Source organism: Streptomyces sp. NPDC028928 (assembly GCF_055564915.1).
Window position 1 is genome coordinate 167658 of record NZ_JBVHVI010000012.1, and the last position, 15159, is coordinate 182816.

The 15159-nt window shown below is 71.8% G+C and carries 10 protein-coding genes; 4 read left to right on the top strand and 6 right to left on the bottom strand.

Annotated features, from left to right (window positions below; translation table 11 throughout):
• Positions 1-59: 59 nt before the first annotated feature.
• Together ACZ4U1_RS27800 and ACZ4U1_RS27805 are read right to left on the bottom strand one after the other, a co-directional pair.
• A complete protein-coding gene (locus tag ACZ4U1_RS27800; protein ID WP_467906888.1) occupies positions 60-3428 on the bottom strand; it encodes an ATP-dependent helicase in 3369 nt (1122 codons plus the stop codon).
• A gap of 257 nt (positions 3429-3685) precedes the next feature.
• Positions 3686-4072, bottom strand: a complete 387-nt coding sequence (locus tag ACZ4U1_RS27805; RefSeq protein ID WP_467906889.1) for an MGMT family protein — start codon at positions 4070-4072, stop codon at positions 3686-3688.
• Positions 4073-4258: 186 nt separating this feature from the next.
• Between ACZ4U1_RS27805 and ACZ4U1_RS27810 the strand changes: the two genes are divergently transcribed.
• The 3 genes from ACZ4U1_RS27810 (at position 4259) to ACZ4U1_RS27820 (ending at position 10497) form a co-directional block, all read left to right on the top strand.
• Positions 4259-7171: a lysylphosphatidylglycerol synthase transmembrane domain-containing protein gene (locus ACZ4U1_RS27810; protein WP_467906890.1), complete on the top strand. Its 2913-nt coding sequence runs from the start codon at positions 4259-4261 to the stop codon at positions 7169-7171.
• Between the two features lie 94 nt (positions 7172-7265).
• On the top strand, positions 7266-8810 hold the full coding sequence (locus tag ACZ4U1_RS27815) for an alpha/beta hydrolase (protein WP_467906891.1): 1545 nt from the start codon (positions 7266-7268) through the stop codon (positions 8808-8810).
• A 145-nt stretch (positions 8811-8955) separates the two neighbouring features.
• Entirely contained in the window at positions 8956-10497 is a 1542-nt protein-coding gene (locus ACZ4U1_RS27820) for an alpha/beta hydrolase (RefSeq protein ID WP_467906892.1), read from the top strand.
• A 736-nt stretch (positions 10498-11233) separates the two neighbouring features.
• Here ACZ4U1_RS27820 and ACZ4U1_RS27825 read toward each other — a convergent pair.
• The gene (locus ACZ4U1_RS27825) at positions 11234-11611 is read right to left on the bottom strand and encodes a DUF5958 family protein (RefSeq protein ID WP_467906893.1); all 378 of its coding nucleotides are present in this window, start codon (positions 11609-11611) and stop codon (positions 11234-11236) included.
• Between the two features lie 181 nt (positions 11612-11792).
• On the opposite strand from ACZ4U1_RS27825, the gene ACZ4U1_RS27830 reads away from it, so the two are divergent.
• The gene (locus tag ACZ4U1_RS27830) at positions 11793-11993 is read left to right on the top strand and encodes a dehydrogenase (protein ID WP_467906894.1); all 201 of its coding nucleotides are present in this window, start codon (positions 11793-11795) and stop codon (positions 11991-11993) included.
• 144 nt (positions 11994-12137) lie between these two features.
• Here ACZ4U1_RS27830 and moeZ read toward each other — a convergent pair whose 3' ends face one another.
• The 3 genes from moeZ to ACZ4U1_RS27845 all read right to left on the bottom strand — a co-directional run bounded on the left by moeZ (position 12138) and on the right by ACZ4U1_RS27845 (position 15076).
• Positions 12138-13316, bottom strand: a complete 1179-nt coding sequence (moeZ, locus tag ACZ4U1_RS27835) for an adenylyltransferase/sulfurtransferase MoeZ (RefSeq protein ID WP_467906895.1) — start codon at positions 13314-13316, stop codon at positions 12138-12140.
• 63 nt (positions 13317-13379) lie between these two features.
• Positions 13380-14129, bottom strand: coding sequence for a spherulation-specific family 4 protein (locus tag ACZ4U1_RS27840; RefSeq protein ID WP_467906896.1), 750 nt, complete (start codon positions 14127-14129; stop codon positions 13380-13382).
• On the bottom strand, positions 14117-15076 hold the full coding sequence (locus ACZ4U1_RS27845) for an NAD-dependent epimerase/dehydratase family protein (protein ID WP_467906897.1): 960 nt from the start codon (positions 15074-15076) through the stop codon (positions 14117-14119). The genes ACZ4U1_RS27840 and ACZ4U1_RS27845 overlap by 13 nt, the downstream gene beginning before the upstream one ends.
• Positions 15077-15159: the final 83 nt, after the last annotated feature.

Here is a 15159-nt window from a genome sequence, read left to right on the forward strand (position 1 = left end):
GTCACCCTGGACGCGGGCGGCACACTCGACCACATGCCCTCATCCCGGGCGCGGGCGGCTCACTCGATCACGTGCCGTCCCTCCGGCCGGGCGCTGCACGAGGCGCGGAACGCGCAGTGCGTGCAGTGCTGGCCGGTGCTCGGTGCGAACCGCTCGTCCAGGACCTTTCCGGCGGCGGTGGCCAGCAGCTCGCCGACCCACTCCCCCGCCAGCGGCTCCTGGGTCTGCACCTTGGGCAGGCTGTCGCCGCCGTCGCGCTTGGCGGCGCCCTGGCGGAGGTGGACCAGTTCGGCGCCGCCCGGTTCGGGGCGTACGCCGTCGAAGGCCTCGTCGACGGCGCCTTCGCGGACGGCGAGCTGGTAGACGGCGAGCTGCGGGTGCCGCTCCACCTCGCGCCCGGCGGGCGCCTGTTTGCCGGTCTTGAAGTCGACGACGTAGGCCCGGCCCTCGGCGTCCGTCTCCACGCGGTCCATCTGGCCACGGATGCGGACCTGGTAGTCGCCGGCTTCGAGGGTGACGTCGAAGTCCTGCTCGCTCGCCACCGGGGTGCGGCCGGCCCGGTCCAGGACGTGCCAGTTCAGGAAGCGTTCGAGCGCCCCGCGCGCGTTGTCCTTCTCCTGCTGCGACTTCCAGGGCGCGTCGAAGGCGAGCGCGTTCCACACCGAGTCCAGGCGCTCCATGAGGACGTCGAGGTCGGCGGGGGTGCGGCCGGAGGCGACCTCGTCGGCGAGGACGTGGACGACGTTGCCGAAGCCCTGCGCGGCGGTGGCGGGGGCGTCCGCCTTCACCTCGCGGCCCAGGAACCACTGCAGCGCGCAGGTGTTGGCGAGCTGGTCGAGGGCGCTGCCGGAGAGCACCACGGGCTGGTCGCGGTGGCGCAGCGGCACCTTGCTCTCGGTCGGCTCGAACATGCCCCACCAGCGGTAGGGGTGCGCCGACGGCACCAGCGGGCGGCCGTCCTCGTCGGCGAGGGCGGCGAGCCGGGCGAGCCGGCGGGCGGCGGCCTCCCGCAGTGCGGCCGACGCGCGCGGGTCGACGGTGGTCGCGCGCAGCTCGGCGACGAGCGCGGCGACGGACAGCGGGCGGCGGGGGCGGACGGTGACGTCCCTGGGTTCGACGCCCAGCTCGGTCAGGAACCGGGACGGCTGGTCGCCGTCGTCGGCCGGGGCCTTCACGGCGGTGACGACGAGCCGGTCACGCGCGCGCGTGGCGGCGACGTAGAACAGGCGGCGCTCCTCGGCGAGCAGCGCTCCCGGGGTGAGCGGCTCGGCGAGTCCGTCGCGGCCGATGCGGTCGGCCTCCAGCAGGGAGCCGCGCCGCCGCAGGTCGGGCCACAGGCCCTCCTGGACACCGGCGACGACGACCAGCCGCCACTCCAGGCCCTTGGCGCGGTGCGCGGTCATCACGCGGACGGCGTCGGGCCGTACCACGCGGCGGGCGAGCGTGTCGGCGGCTATGTCCTCGGCCTCGATCTCCTCCAGGAAGTTCAGGGCGCCGCGGCCCCCGGTGCGTTCCTCCGCGCGCGCGGCGGTGGCGAACAGGGCGCAGACGGCGTCCAGGTCGCGGTCGGCGTTGCGGCCGGCCGCGCCGCCGCGCCGGGCGGCCCGCTCCAGGCGCCCGGGCCACGGCGTGCCCTCCCACAGGTCCCACAGCGCCTCCTCGGCCGTACCGCCGCCCGCGAGGCGCTCGCGGGCCTTGCGGAGCAGCGCGCCGAGGCGCTGTGCCCCGCGCGCGTACGCCGGGTCGTGCACGGCCAGGCGCTCGGGTTCGGCGAGCGCCCGCGCGAGCAGCTCGTCGGACGGGGGCGGCAGGGGGTTCCCGGCGGCGCGCTCCTCCTCGCGCAGGGCGCGGCCGAGGCGGCGCAGGTCGGCGGCGTCCATGCCGGCGAGCGGGGAGGTGAGCAGGGTGAGGGCGGTCTCGGTGTCCAGCCAGGAGGTGTCAGGGGTTCCGGTGTCGCCGGCGGCTGCCTCGCCCGGTGACGCGGCGCCTTCGGCGGCCGGACGCTCCTCCTCGGCGGCGGGTTCCTCGCGGCGCCGTGTCTCCGCCGTGGCCACCGCGCGCAGGGCCGTGAGCAGCGGAGCCACGGCGGGCTCGTGCCGCAGGGGCAGGTCGTCACCGTCGATGTCCACGGGGACGCCGGCCGCGGTGAGGGCGCGGCGGAGGGTCGGGAGGCGGGAACCGGCGCGTACCAGGACGGCCATGTCGCTCCAGCGGACGCCGTCCTCCAGGTGTGCGCGGCGCAGCAGGTCCGCGACGTTGTCCAGTTCCGCGCCGGGCGTCGGGTACGTGTGGACCTCGACCCGGCCGCCGTCGCGTACGGCGGCCGGCTCCCGGTGGGCGCGGACCTTGTCGGCGGGCAGCCGGGTCAGCGGCATGCGCTGGGTGATCAGGCGGGTCGCGGCGAGCAGGGCGGCGCCGGAGCGGCGGGAGGTGCGCAGCACCTCGACGGGGGCGGGGCGGCCGTCCGCGCGCGGGAAGGCGGCCGGGAAGTCGAGGATGCCGTTCACGTCGGCGCCCCGGAAGGCGTAGATCGACTGGTCGGGGTCGCCGAACGCGACCAGGGTGCGGCCACCGCCGGCCAGGGCGTGCAGGAGCCGGACCTGGGCGGGGTCGGTGTCCTGGTACTCGTCCACGTACACGGCGTCGTAGCGGGCGGCGAGCCGGGCCGATGTCTCCGGGCGGCGGGCGAGCAGGACCGCGCGGTGGACCAGTTCCGCGTAGTCGATCACGCCTTGGAGGTCGAGGGTGTCGAGGTACTCGGCGAGGAAGGCGGCGGCTGCCCGCCAGTCGGGGCGGCCGATGCGGCGGGCGAAGGCGTCGAGGGCGTCCGGGCCCAGGCCCAGCTCGCGGCTGCGGGCGAGCACGGCGCGGACCTCGTCGGCGAAGCCGCGCGTGGTCAGGCAGGCGCGCAGCTCGTCCGGCCAGCGCACGTGGGTCAGGCCGAGCTGCTCCAGCTCGGGCTGGCCGGCGAGCAGCTCGCGGACGGCCACGTCCTGCTCGGGGCCGGAGAGCAGGCGCAGCGGTTCGGCGAACCGGCCGCTGTCCTGGTGGGCGCGGACCAGCGCGTAGCAGTACGAGTGGAACGTGGTCGCCCTGGGCGCGCGGGCCGCGCCCATGCGCAGGGCCATGCGGTCGCGCAGGTCGACGGCGGCCTTGCGGCTGAAGGTGAGCACGAGGATCCGCTCGGGGTCGCCGCCCCGGGCGATCCGGGCGGCCACGGACTCCACGAGGGTGGTGGTCTTGCCGGTGCCGGGGCCGGCGAGGACGAGAAGCGGTCCGGTGCGGTGGTCAACCACGGCCTGCTGCCGCGCGTCCAGACGAGGGGGATCCACGACGGCCGGTGGGGTACGGACCAGTCGGTAAGCGCCACGGCTCCCCTGCCGCACCGGGGGGTGCGGCAGGCGACTGGTGGAGGAAGAGGAGCTCACGTGGTTGGCCGGTCCTGGTGGTTGTGCTGGCGGGCAGGCGGTCACGCGCGTGAGGCGGTGGCCGCGGGGTGAGGGGGACACGTGCTGCCGACGTTACGTCGCCGCTCCGGTCGGAAGCAGGGCTTCCGGTTGTTCCCTCGCGACGCTCGCGCCGCGCGCGTCCCACACCTCACGAACGTACGGCATGCCACGGACGTCCCCCGTGTCCCCCGAACGGGCCACAGGTCTGCCCCGGCGGCATCCGATGGCGGAAGCTGTCAGGTGTGACCCTCCGCGTCCGCGTCACCGTCCCATCGGGCCCGTCGCATGTCGAGCCGCGGCAGATGGCCCTCGGTGGTCCTGCCCGCCTGCTTCAGCGGGGTGCCCTCCGCGCGGTAGTGGGCGAGCGCGCGCAGCTCGTGCCCGGGCAGCAGCACGCCGTCGGCACGCACCACACGCCACCAGGGGACGGCGCCGCCGTAGAGAGCCATCACCCGGCCCACCTGACGGGGGCCGCCCTCCTCCAGCCACTCGGCGACATCGCCGTACGTCATGACCCGGCCCGGCGGAATCCGCTCGGCGACGTCGAGGACCCGCTCGGCGTACTCCGGCAACGCGTCCGCATACCCCTCACGGGCGTCCCCGGGACGGCTCTGCTCGCTCATTCCCCCCATCCTGCCGCACCCCGCCGGCATCCCGGCGGGGTGCGCGGGGCACGGCCCTCTCGCCCCCGGACGGTCCTTCCGGCAGACTGTGCGCCCGCGCATCCGCACCCTGATGCCCGCGTGTGTCGGCGGGGCATGCCACCATCGTGCGGGCGGTGACTGGTGATACGAGACCAAGAAGAGACCATGAAGGAGCAGGGCGTGCACCCCGAAGGAGCGGCGGGCACCCCTGACGCCTCCGCGCGCCCCGGTACCGCCCGCACGAGCGAGAGCGGCACCGGCGCGCACCAGGAAGACACCGGTCCGCACACGGACGACGGCACGCGCGCGGGGGGAGGCGACCCCGGAGACCGGGAGAACGCCGTCAAGCGCGCCGGGGGAGGCGACCCCGAGACCGAGGAGCACGCCGTCACGCGCGCGCGTGACGCGGGCACGGAGGCCCCCGCAGGGGCGCCCGGCCCCGGGAACCCGCCCCCGGACCACCTTCCGTGCGCCGACGACGACCCACACGCCGAGCAGGTGGAGGGCGACGAACCGCTGCTCCCCGCGCGCGTGCACCGCCCCTCCGACCTCATGCGGCTCCTGGTGGGCGTGCTCGCCGTCGTGGTGCTCCTCGGGATCGCCGCGTTCGCGCACGGCACCACCTCGGGCCTCGAACAGGACATCAACAAGGGCACCGGGCAGGCCCCGGACCTGCTGATCAAGATCGCGGGACTGGCGTCCAGCATCGCGATCCTGCTGGTGCCGGTCGCCTTCGCGATCGAACGGCTGATCAAACGGGACGGGCTGCGCATCGCCGACGGCGTCCTCGCGGCCGTCCTGGCCCACGGAGTGACGCTCGCCACCGATCTGTGGGTCGCCCGGGCCGCCCCGGACTCGATCCAGGAGGCGCTCACCCAGCCCTCGCCGGGCGACATCCACGCACTGACCGACCCGGTGCACGGCTATCTGGCACCCGTCATCGCCTATATGACGGCCGTCGGCATGTCCCGCAGACCCAGATGGCGCGCGGTGCTGTGGATCGTGCTGCTGCTCGACGCCTTCTCGATGCTGGTCACCGGCTACACGACCCCCTTCTCGATCATCCTGACGGTCCTCATCGGCTGGACCATCGCCTACGGCACCCTCTACGCGGTCGGCTCCCCCAACGTCCGCCCGACCGGCCAGACCCTCATGGCGGGCCTCAGGCACGTCGGCTTCCACCCGGTCTCCACGGCCCGTGAGGAGGCCGTGGAGACGGAGAACGGCGACCGGGGCCGGCGCTACTTCGTCACCCTGGAGGACGGCCCGCCGCTGGACGTCACCGTCGTCGACCGGGAACAGCAGGCACAGGGCTTCTTCTACCGCGCGTGGCGCAATCTCACCCTGCGCGGCTTCGCCACCCGCTCCAGCCTCCAGTCGCTGCGCCAGGCACTGGAGCAGGAGGCGCTGCTGGCGTACGCGGCGATCGCGGCGGGTGCCAACGCGCCCAAGCTGATCGCCACCTCCGAGCTGGGCCCCGACGCCGTCATGCTCGTGTACGAGCACACCGGCGGGCGCACGCTGGACTCGCTGGCCGACGAGGAGATCACCGACGAGCTGCTGCGCAACACCTGGCACCAGGTGCGGGCGCTGCAGTCCCGGCGCATCGCGCACCGCAGGCTGGCCGGAGACGCGATTCTGGTGGATCGTTCCGGCAGGGTGATCCTCACCGAGCTGCGCGGCGGTGAGATCGCGGCCGGCGAGCTGCTGCTGCGCATGGACGTCGCCCAGCTGGTCACCACGCTCGGTCTGCGGGTCGGTGCCGAGCGGGCGGTGGCCTCGGCGGTCGGCGTGCTCGGCCCGGACGCGGTCGCCGACTGCCTGCCGATGCTCCAGCCGATCGCGCTGACGCGCTCCACGCGCGCGACGCTGCGCCGGCTGGCACGGGAGCGGGCCCAGCGCGAACGGGAGGCGGTGCTGGAGGCCTCCCGGCAGGCCAAGCTGGCCCGCCTGGAGGAGGCGCCCGAGACGGCCCCGCCCGCCCTGGACAAGCCCGACAAGAAGACGGTCCGCGCCGAGCAGCGCGCGGAGAAGCGGGCCATAGACGAAGCTCTCGAAGAGGCCCGCGAGGAAGACCTGCTCACGCAGATCCGGCACGAGGTGCTGCGGATCAGGCCGCAGGCGCCCGTGGAGCCGGCCCGGCTGGAGCGGGTCCGCCCGCGCACGCTGATCAGCTTCATCGCCGGTGCGATCGGCGCGTACTACCTGCTGACGCAGCTCACCCACATCGAGTTCGGCACGCTGTTCGCACAGGCCCAGTGGGGCTGGGTGATCGCCGCGGTGCTGTTCTCCGCGCTCAGCTACGTCGCCGCGGCGATGGCCCTGCTGGGCTTCGTACCGGAGCGGGTGCCGTTCCCGCGGACCGTGGCGGCGCAGGTCGCCGGGTCGTTCGTGAAGATCGTGGCACCGGCCGCGGTCGGCGGTGTGGCCCTCAACACGCGCTTCCTGCAGCGCGCCGGCGTACGGCCGGGGCTCGCGGTGGCGAGTGTCGGCGCCTCACAGCTGTTCGGGCTCGGCTGCCACATCCTGATGCTGCTGTCCTTCGGCTACCTGACCGGCACCGAGAAGACGCCGTCGCTGTCCCCGTCCCGCACGGTCATCGCGGGCCTGCTGACCGTGGCCGTCCTGGTCCTCGTCGTCACCTCGGTGCCGTTCCTGCGGAAATTCGTCGTCACGCGCGTGAGGTCGCTGTTCGCGGGTGTCGTCCCGCGCATGCTCGACGTGCTGCAGCGGCCCCAGAAGCTCGTCACCGGCATCGGCGGCATGCTCCTGCTGACCGCCTGCTTCGTGATGTGCCTGGACGCCTCCATCCGGGCCTTCGGCGACGGATCGGTCTCCCTGAGCATCGCCAGCGTCGCCGTCGTCTTCCTCGCCGGCAACGCGCTCGGCTCGGCGGCACCCACTCCGGGCGGCGTGGGCGCGGTGGAGGCGACCCTCACCGTCGGTCTGATCGCCGTGGGCCTGCCCAAGGAGGTCGCCGCCCCGGCCGTGCTGCTGTTCCGGCTGCTGACCCTCTGGCTGCCGGTGCTGCCGGGCTGGCTCGCCTTCAACCACCTCACGCGCAAGGGAGCCCTGTAAGGACCCCTCCGCTGCGCAAGCGCCCCGCCGGGTGATGTAGCTCGTACGGCCCGCGCCCCGAGCGCCCCGGCGTGTACGCCCCCACGATGGGAGTATGGCGAACCGCTCCCGGCTGCGCGCCGTCGCGCTGACCACCACCGCTGTACTGCTCTCCGCTGTGCTGGCCGGTTGCGGCGGCAAAGAGGAGCACGAGGACCTCACGGCGCAGAAGCTGGACTGGACGGACTGCCCGGCCCCGTCCGAGGAGGAGGGCGGCGGCAGTGCCCCGTCACCGCTGCCGGGGGGCGCCAAGTGGCAGTGCGCCACCATGAAGGCGCCGCTGGACTGGAGCAGGCCGAAGGGCGACACGATCGGCATCGCCCTGATCCGCGCCCGCGCCAGCGGCCCCGCGAGCAAACGGATCGGCTCGCTCGTGTTCAACTTCGGCGGGCCGGGCGGCAGCGGCGTCAGCACCCTGCCCGCGTTCGGCTCGGACTACACCGCCCTGCGCACCCGCTACGACCTGGTCAGCTTCGATCCGCGCGGGGTCGGCCGCAGCGCACCGGTGACGTGTGAGAGCGACGCCCAGCTGGACGAGTACTTCCAGCAGGACGCCAGCCCCGACGACAGCGCCGAACGCACCCAGCTCCTGAAGCGCACCCAGCAGTTCAACGCGGCCTGCGAGAAGAACTCCAAGAAGATCCTTCCGCACGTGCGCACCACCGACGCGGCCCGCGACATGGACCTGATGCGCCAGGTCCTCGGCGACGACAAGCTCCACTACTTCGGCATCTCCTACGGCACCGAACTCGGCGGCGTCTACGCCCACCTCTTCCCCAAGCACGTCGGCCGGGCCGTCCTCGACGCCGTCGTGGACCCCACGCAGAACCCGGAGCAGAGCGCCCTCGGCCAGGCCAAGGGCTTCCAGCTCGCGCTCGACAACTTCGCCAAGGACTGCACCTCGAAGACCACGGACTGCCCGATCGGCGACACCGAGCAGGAGGTGAAGGACCGCATCGCGAAACTCCTCGCCGACCTGGAGAAGAAGCCCATCCCGGGCATCTTCCCGCGCCAGCTGACCCAGACCGCCGCCACCAACGGCATCGCGCAGTCCCTGTACTCGAAGGACTTCTGGGGCTACCTCACCGAGGGGCTGGAGGAGGCGTACGACGGCGACGGCAAGATCCTCATGCTGCTGTCCGACTCCATGAACGGCCGCAGCGAGAACGGCGAGTACAGCAACCTCACCGCGGCGAACGTCGCCATCAACTGCTCCGACGACAAACCGCGCTACACCGCGGACTACGTCCAGCAGAAGCTGCCCGAGTTCCGCGCCGCGTCCCCGCTGTTCGGGGACTACCTGGCCTGGGGCATGGTCAGCTGCACCGACTGGGCGGTACCGGGCGCCGCCGACCACCCCGACGTCAGCGCACCCGGGTCGGCCCCCGTCCTCGTCGTCGGCAACACCGGCGACCCGGCCACCCCGTACGAGGGCGCGCGGAAGATGGTGGACGCGCTCGGCAAGGGCGTCGGCGTCGAGCTGACGTACAAGGGCCAGGGACACGGCGCGTACGACAGCAAGAACAAGTGCGTGCAGGGCGCGGTGAACGGCTACCTGCTCGACGGGAAGGTGCCGAGGGCCGGCATCGTCTGCTCCTGACAGACCCCCGACAACAGTCGACGGGCGGATAAAGCCGCAGGTCAAAGGGTTATCCACAGGCTGCAGCGCGGCGGTCCCGGGGCGCCTACCATGGCCTGGAACGCCCGGCGCGACACGATGCGACGGGCCTGTCAGGGGGGTGCGCATGATGCGATTGGTGCGGTGGACGGCCGCGGTGGCCGCAGGGCTGCTGCTGGCCGGCTGCGGCGGCTCGTCCGACGGGGGCGGAAGCAAGGACGAGGGCAAGGGAACCGGCTCGGCTCCCCCGTCGGCGTCGCCCCCGACGGCCCTTCCGGCCTCCCTCACCTCCCAGCGCCTCGACTGGCAGCGCTGCAAGGCCACCGGCAGCTCCTCCGCACCGAGCGACACGTGGCGGTGCGCGACGCTCAAGGTGCCGCTGGACTGGTCCCGGCCGGACGGCAGGAGGATCGGTCTCGCGCTCATCCGCTCCCGGGCGACCGGCGGCGACCGCATCGGCTCGCTGCTGTTCAACTTCGGCGGCCCCGGCGGCTCGGGCGTGTCCACGATGCCCTACTTCGAGACCTCCGTCTCCACACTCCACAAGCGCTACGACCTGGTGAGCTGGGACCCGCGCGGGGTCGGCGGGAGCCAGGGCGTCCGCTGCCGCGGCGACCGGGAGATCGAGGCCGCCGAGTCGGTGGACGCCACCCCGGACACCCCGGCCGAGGAGAAGGCGTACTTCCAGGACGCCACCGACTTCGGCAAGGGCTGCCAGAAGGCCGCAGGGCCCCTGCTGGCCCATGTGTCCACCACCGACACCGCACGCGACATGGACCTGATGCGCCAGGTCCTCGGCGACGACAAGCTGCACTACTTCGGCATGTCCTACGGCACCGAACTCGGCGGCGTCTACGCCCACCTCTTCCCGCACCGGGTGGGCCGACTGGTGCTCGACGCGGTGGTCGACCCGACCGCGGACACGGTGGGCCACGCCGAGAACCAGACCCGCGGCTTCCAGCGAGCCCTGGACGACTACCTGAAATCCACGGGCCAGAACCCCGAGCAGGGCTCCCGGAAGATCGCCGGCCTGCTGTCCCGGCTCGACGCCAAACCGCTCCCGACCTCCTCGGGGCGCAAGCTCACCCAGACGCTCGCGATCACCGGGATCTTCCTGCCGCTGTACAGCGAGTCGATGTGGCCGAGGCTGACCAGCGCCCTCAAGTCCGCGGAGCAGGGTGACGGTTCGGGGCTGCTGGCGCTCGCCGACGAGTACAACGACCGGGACCCCTCGGGTCGCTACGGCACGATGACCCACGCCCAGCGGGTCATATCGTGCCTGGACGACAAGCAGCGGCCGACACTCGCCGAGACGAAGCGGCGGCTGGCCGAGTTCGAGCGGATCTCACCGGTGTTCGGGGACTTCCTGGGCTGGGACACGGCCGGCTGGTGCCACGACTGGCCGGTGCCGGGCCAGTACGACACCCCGGAGGTCAGCGCGCCGGGCGCGGCACCGATCCTGCTGGTCGGCACCACCGGCGACCCCGCCACCCCGTACGAGGGCACCCGCAGGATGGCCGACGAACTGGGCCGGGGCGTGGGCGTCGAACTCACCTGGAAGGGCGAGGGACACGGGGCCTACGGCAACGGGAGCGACTGCGTCGACTCGACGGTGGACGCCTATCTGCTGAACGGAACGGTGCCGAAGGACGGCAAGACCTGCTCCTGACACGAACGGGGGCTCCGAACACCGTACGCACCCGAAGCCCTACATCAAACTTGCATGCTTTCTTGATTGGCTCGCCTATCCGATCGGCATACCCAGGCCTTCAAGGAAGCACGTCAATTCGTAATTCACGTAGCCGCTTTCCTCAATGGCGACCAAACTGAAAGTCCTCGTGGAATCAGCAGAGGAGCACAGCCATGGCCATGCGAAGTAGGCAGGCGGCCGAACAGCGATTCATCCGGCTCGTGGCCGGTCGGCGGAGAGCCGGGCAGGAGCACATGAGTCGGCGCCTCAAAATGCACTTCGGGTACGTTGCAGATGCCCGGCATCGACACGAAAACCATCGTGAGGAACTCCTGCTCACGTTCCGTCACCTTCGGCTGAGCAGGATCTCCCCGAGGAACTGGCGGAGGATCCCGCCTCATAGGCTCTTGCTTTCTAACGATTGATTGACTGAGCGTCGTCGAGGAGCCTCAGGATCCTAGCCGCGGAGAAGAGCATCGGCATCTGCACGCCGACATGGCTGGTGGACACGGTTGTAAAGGCTGTGCGGCGGTTCGGATCCTTCAGACCCGAAGCGGTTGGCATCCAGGCTGGGCCGTCTCTGGGCCATCCGAGGCCGCCCGGCAGTGTCCGATAACGGCCAACAACGGCCACCGGGTGCACGAGCTCACCGCTCTTGACCAGCAAAAATCCAGCTCACCAAGATCCCCGGCAGGACCCAGCGCAAGAAGACATCTCAGGTTGCGTCGCGCGGCGGATCCGGCAGGTTGTGCCACGCGTGACCACATCCGCCAGCGCAGTGCAGCGCCCGCCTGCGGGTATCGGCAATGCTGAAGAGGGCGACCAACAGGCGGAAGGACTTGCTTAGTTCGTATTCCGGAAGTGCTTCCATTCCGAAGCGCCACTTCGTGAGCATCACCGCCGGCGTGTGAGTAGGGCGGATGCCGGAACGCGCGATGCTCTCCGGCACGTCCTCCTCGCAGGCGCGGGCCTGCCCGCAGAACAGCACCAATGCGTGCAGGACTTTGCGTTGGTCAGCCTCTGAGAGACTTCCGAACCACTCGACGCCCTCGTCCACAGGTCTGAGCCCCTGTGCAAGTTCGTTCAGGATCACCTCGTGTGCGTACAACACAGACTTCCACCCCCATGGTTCTGACCGACGGTACGCGCACGGACACCCCTGGGCAGCATGATTTCCCACGCCCTGATGGCCCAGCCATCTGACGCAAGCAGCAGGCAGAGCCCTTACCCAAGTTGCTTCGGGACGAAGCGGTCACTTCGTTACGGTGCTTCCCATGACCGACGAGACCCTTGCCTGTCCCGAGTGCAGCCGACCCATGAAGTCCGGTGGCTTCGTCCTCTCCAAGCGGGAGGACGATGGCCGGCGGGGCTGCCGGACGCTGTGGCGGTGTCTCGATCAGCATGTCTGGTGGGGCTGGACCGACCAGCCAGGCGAGCCGCTGGAGGTCTGCCCCGCCCCCGAGCTCTTCCGATGACATCTTGCGAAGCGGCGCTGTCTCGGGCCGTCTCCGGCCCGTCCGAGGCCGCCCGACATCGACCAACAACGACAGAAGCCCACGGCATCTGAACTGGTCAGAGCCGTGGGCTTCGTCAGCCTCGCTGGTGGGCGAGAGCGGTGATCAGTAGACCGGCTTGTGCGGTTCGATCTGGTTGACCCAGCCGATGACGCCGCCGCCGACGTGGACCGCGTCGGCGAAGCCCGCGGACTTCAGGACCGCGAGGACTTCCGCACTGCGGACACCCGTCTTGCAGTGCAGGACGATCTTCTTGTCCTGCGGGAGGCCCTCCAGGGCGGTGCCCATGAGGAACTCGTTCTTCGGGATCAGCCGGGCGCCCGGGATGGAGACGATCTCGTACTCGTTCGGCTCGCGGACGTCGATGATCTCGATGTTCTCGCCGTCGTCGATCCACTCCTTGAGCTGCTTGGGAGTGATGGTCGAGCCGGCGGCCGCCTCCTGGGCCTCCTCGGAGACGACGCCGCAGAAGGCCTCGTAGTCGATCAGCTCGGTGACGGTGGGGTTCTCGCCGCAGACCGCGCAGTTGGGGTCCTTGCGGACCTTGACCTGGCGGTACTGCATCTCCAGGGCGTCGTAGATCATCAGTCGGCCGACCAGCGGCTCACCGGTGCCGGTGAGGACCTTGATCGCCTCGGTGACCTGGATGGAGCCGATGGACGCGCACAGCACGCCCAGGACGCCGCCCTCGGCGCAGGAGGGAACCATGCCGGGGGGCGGGGGCTCCGGGTAGAGGCAGCGGTAGCAGGGGCCGTGCTCGGACCAGAAGACCGAGGCCTGGCCGTCGAAGCGGTAGATCGAACCCCAGACGTACGGCTTGTTCAGCAGCACGCAGGCGTCGTTGACCAGGTAGCGGGTCGCGAAGTTGTCCGTGCCGTCGACGATCAGGTCGTACTGGCTGAAGATCTCCATCACGTTGTCGGCTTCCAGCCGCTCCTCGTGAAGGATCACGTTCACGTACGGGTTGATGCCCTTCACGCTGTCGCGTGCGGACTCGGCCTTCGAGCGGCCGATGTCGGCCTGGCTGTGGATGATCTGGCGCTGCAGGTTCGACTCGTCGACCTCGTCGAACTCCACGATGCCGAGGGTACCCACGCCCGCGGCGGCCAGGTACATCAGCGCCGGCGAGCCCAGGCCGCCGGCGCCCACACAGAGCACCTTGGCGTTCTTCAGCCGCTTCTGCCCGTCCATCCCGACGTCGGGGATGATCAGGTGGCGGGAGTACCTGCGGACCTCGTCTACGGTGAGCTCAGCAGCTGGCTCGACCAGGGGTGGCAACGACACGGGGACTCCGTTGGTCGGTCAATCACTACAGTTGTTCTCCTCGTAACACTGCCACGGCCTTCTTCATTCCGAGACACCTGTTCCGACACGCGAGACGATGTCGTCCCAGTAGCCGGGCATGGTCTCCCAGGGGTCCACGCGACCGCCCCTGTCCGTGCGGTCCGTGAAGTAGATGGTCGCCGCTCCCTGCCAGCGGGCGATCCGCAGCGCCTCGTCCAGATGGCCGCGGGGCACGCTGTGCACGAAGTGGCAGAAGCGGTCGGGCGGGTAGTCGGCGGTCCACTCGGCCACCTGCGACCAGCGGTAGTCGGACCAGGAGCCGGAGAAGGTCACCAACTGGTCGGCGTTCTCGGCGTAGCCGGGGTGCGGGTGGCGGCCGTGGCCGAGGACGATGTGGGCGGTGTCACTGATCGCCCGGAGGGTCGTGATCGCGCGGCGGACCTCGGGCAGCGCGGTCCGATCGGTGGGACAGCGGTCCAGCAGGAAGCCGTCGACCCGGTACCAGTCGAGGTGGCGGTGGGCGTCGGAGAGCAGGTCGCCGAAGACCCGGGCGCCGTAGGTGAGATCCAGGTGGCCGAGGACGCGCACGCCCGCGGCCCGCAGCCGGCCGACGGCCTCCAGGCAGTGCGGGTCGGGGCGGCTGCCGGGTCCGGCCGCGACGTCGAGGACCACCCAGTCCAGCGGGGTGCCGGGGCGGGCGAGTTCCGCCCACTGGGCCGGTGCGACGAGCGGGTGGGCGTAGCCGGGAATGCCGAGGGCGGTGCGGACGCCGGTGCCGGTGGCGCCCGCGGTGGTGCTGGTCAGATGCGGCATGCCGCCTCCATCCAGATGTCGGCCAGGGATTCTTCGAGGTTGATGCGGGGCCGCCAGCCGAGCCGGTCGCGCGCAGTGCGCACATCGGCCTGCTGCCAGCTGCCGCAGCCGTCCGGGTACGGGTACGCCACCGGGGCCGGGTGCTCGGAGTCGGGGCGGGGGTGGGCGAGGGCGCCGCGCAGCGGCCCGGGCGGGGTGTCGAGTTCGTGGAGGGCACCGCCGTATCCGGCCACGCGCGCGAGGACGGCGGCGGCGTCTCTGAGGCGGACGGCGCGGCCGGAGCCGATGTTGATCACACCCTGCGCGGCGGAGAGCGAGGCGGCGTGCACGGCCCGGGCGACATCGCGGACGTCCACGAAGTCCCGCTGGACGCCGAGGCCGCCGAGTTTGAGTTCGCCGTCGCCGGACTGCATGGCGCGGCGCATGGCCTCCGCCAGGCGGCCCAGCGGGGAGCCGGCCGGGGTGCCGGGGCCGGCCGGGGAGAAGACGCGCAGGACGACGGCGTCCAGGCCGGAGCCGAGGACCAGTTCGGTCGCGGCGAGCTTGCTGACGCCGTACGGGCCGCCGGGGCGCGGTACGGCGTCCTCGGCCGTGGAGGAACCGGGCTGGCTGGGACCGTACTCGGAACCGCAGCCGATCTGCACCAGGCGGGCGCCGCAGCCGCTGCGGCGCAGTGCCTCGCAGACGGTGGCGACGGCGACGGTGTTGTGCCGGGTGAGTTCGCGCGCGCCGCCGCGGGTGGCGCCGGCGCAGTTGACGACAACCCCGGGGTGGACCGCGTCGAGGAAGCGGGTGAGCGCGCCCGGGCTGCCGGTGGCGAGGTCGAAGCGGACGTCGGCGTCGTCGCCGCGGCCGAGCGCGGTGAGCTGGACGGCCGGGTCGGCGAGCAGGCGGTCGGCGACGAAGCGGCCGATGAATCCGTTGGCTCCGATCAGCAGGACCCTCATCGGGCGGCTCCCGGGGTGTGCGCGCCGGTGGTACCGGCCGTGTCGACGGCTTCTGCGAGGGCTCCTGCGGCTGCTCCTGCGAC

Excerpts from the sequence above, each read along its gene's own strand:
- ACZ4U1_RS27815 (WP_467906891.1), top strand. The coding sequence starts at position 7,266 with ATGGCGAACCGCTCCCGGCTGCGCGCCGTCGCGCTGACCACCACCGCT.
- ACZ4U1_RS27805 (WP_467906889.1), bottom strand. The coding sequence starts at position 4,072 with ATGAGCGAGCAGAGCCGTCCCGGGGACGCCCGTGAGGGGTATGCGGAC.
- ACZ4U1_RS27810 (WP_467906890.1), top strand. The coding sequence starts at position 4,259 with ATGAAGGAGCAGGGCGTGCACCCCGAAGGAGCGGCGGGCACCCCTGAC.
- ACZ4U1_RS27840 (WP_467906896.1), bottom strand. The coding sequence starts at position 14,129 with ATGCCGCATCTGACCAGCACCACCGCGGGCGCCACCGGCACCGGCGTC.
- ACZ4U1_RS27845 (WP_467906897.1), bottom strand. The coding sequence starts at position 15,076 with ATGAGGGTCCTGCTGATCGGAGCCAACGGATTCATCGGCCGCTTCGTC.
- ACZ4U1_RS27830 (WP_467906894.1), top strand. The coding sequence starts at position 11,793 with ATGACCGACGAGACCCTTGCCTGTCCCGAGTGCAGCCGACCCATGAAG.
- ACZ4U1_RS27820 (WP_467906892.1), top strand. The coding sequence starts at position 8,956 with ATGATGCGATTGGTGCGGTGGACGGCCGCGGTGGCCGCAGGGCTGCTG.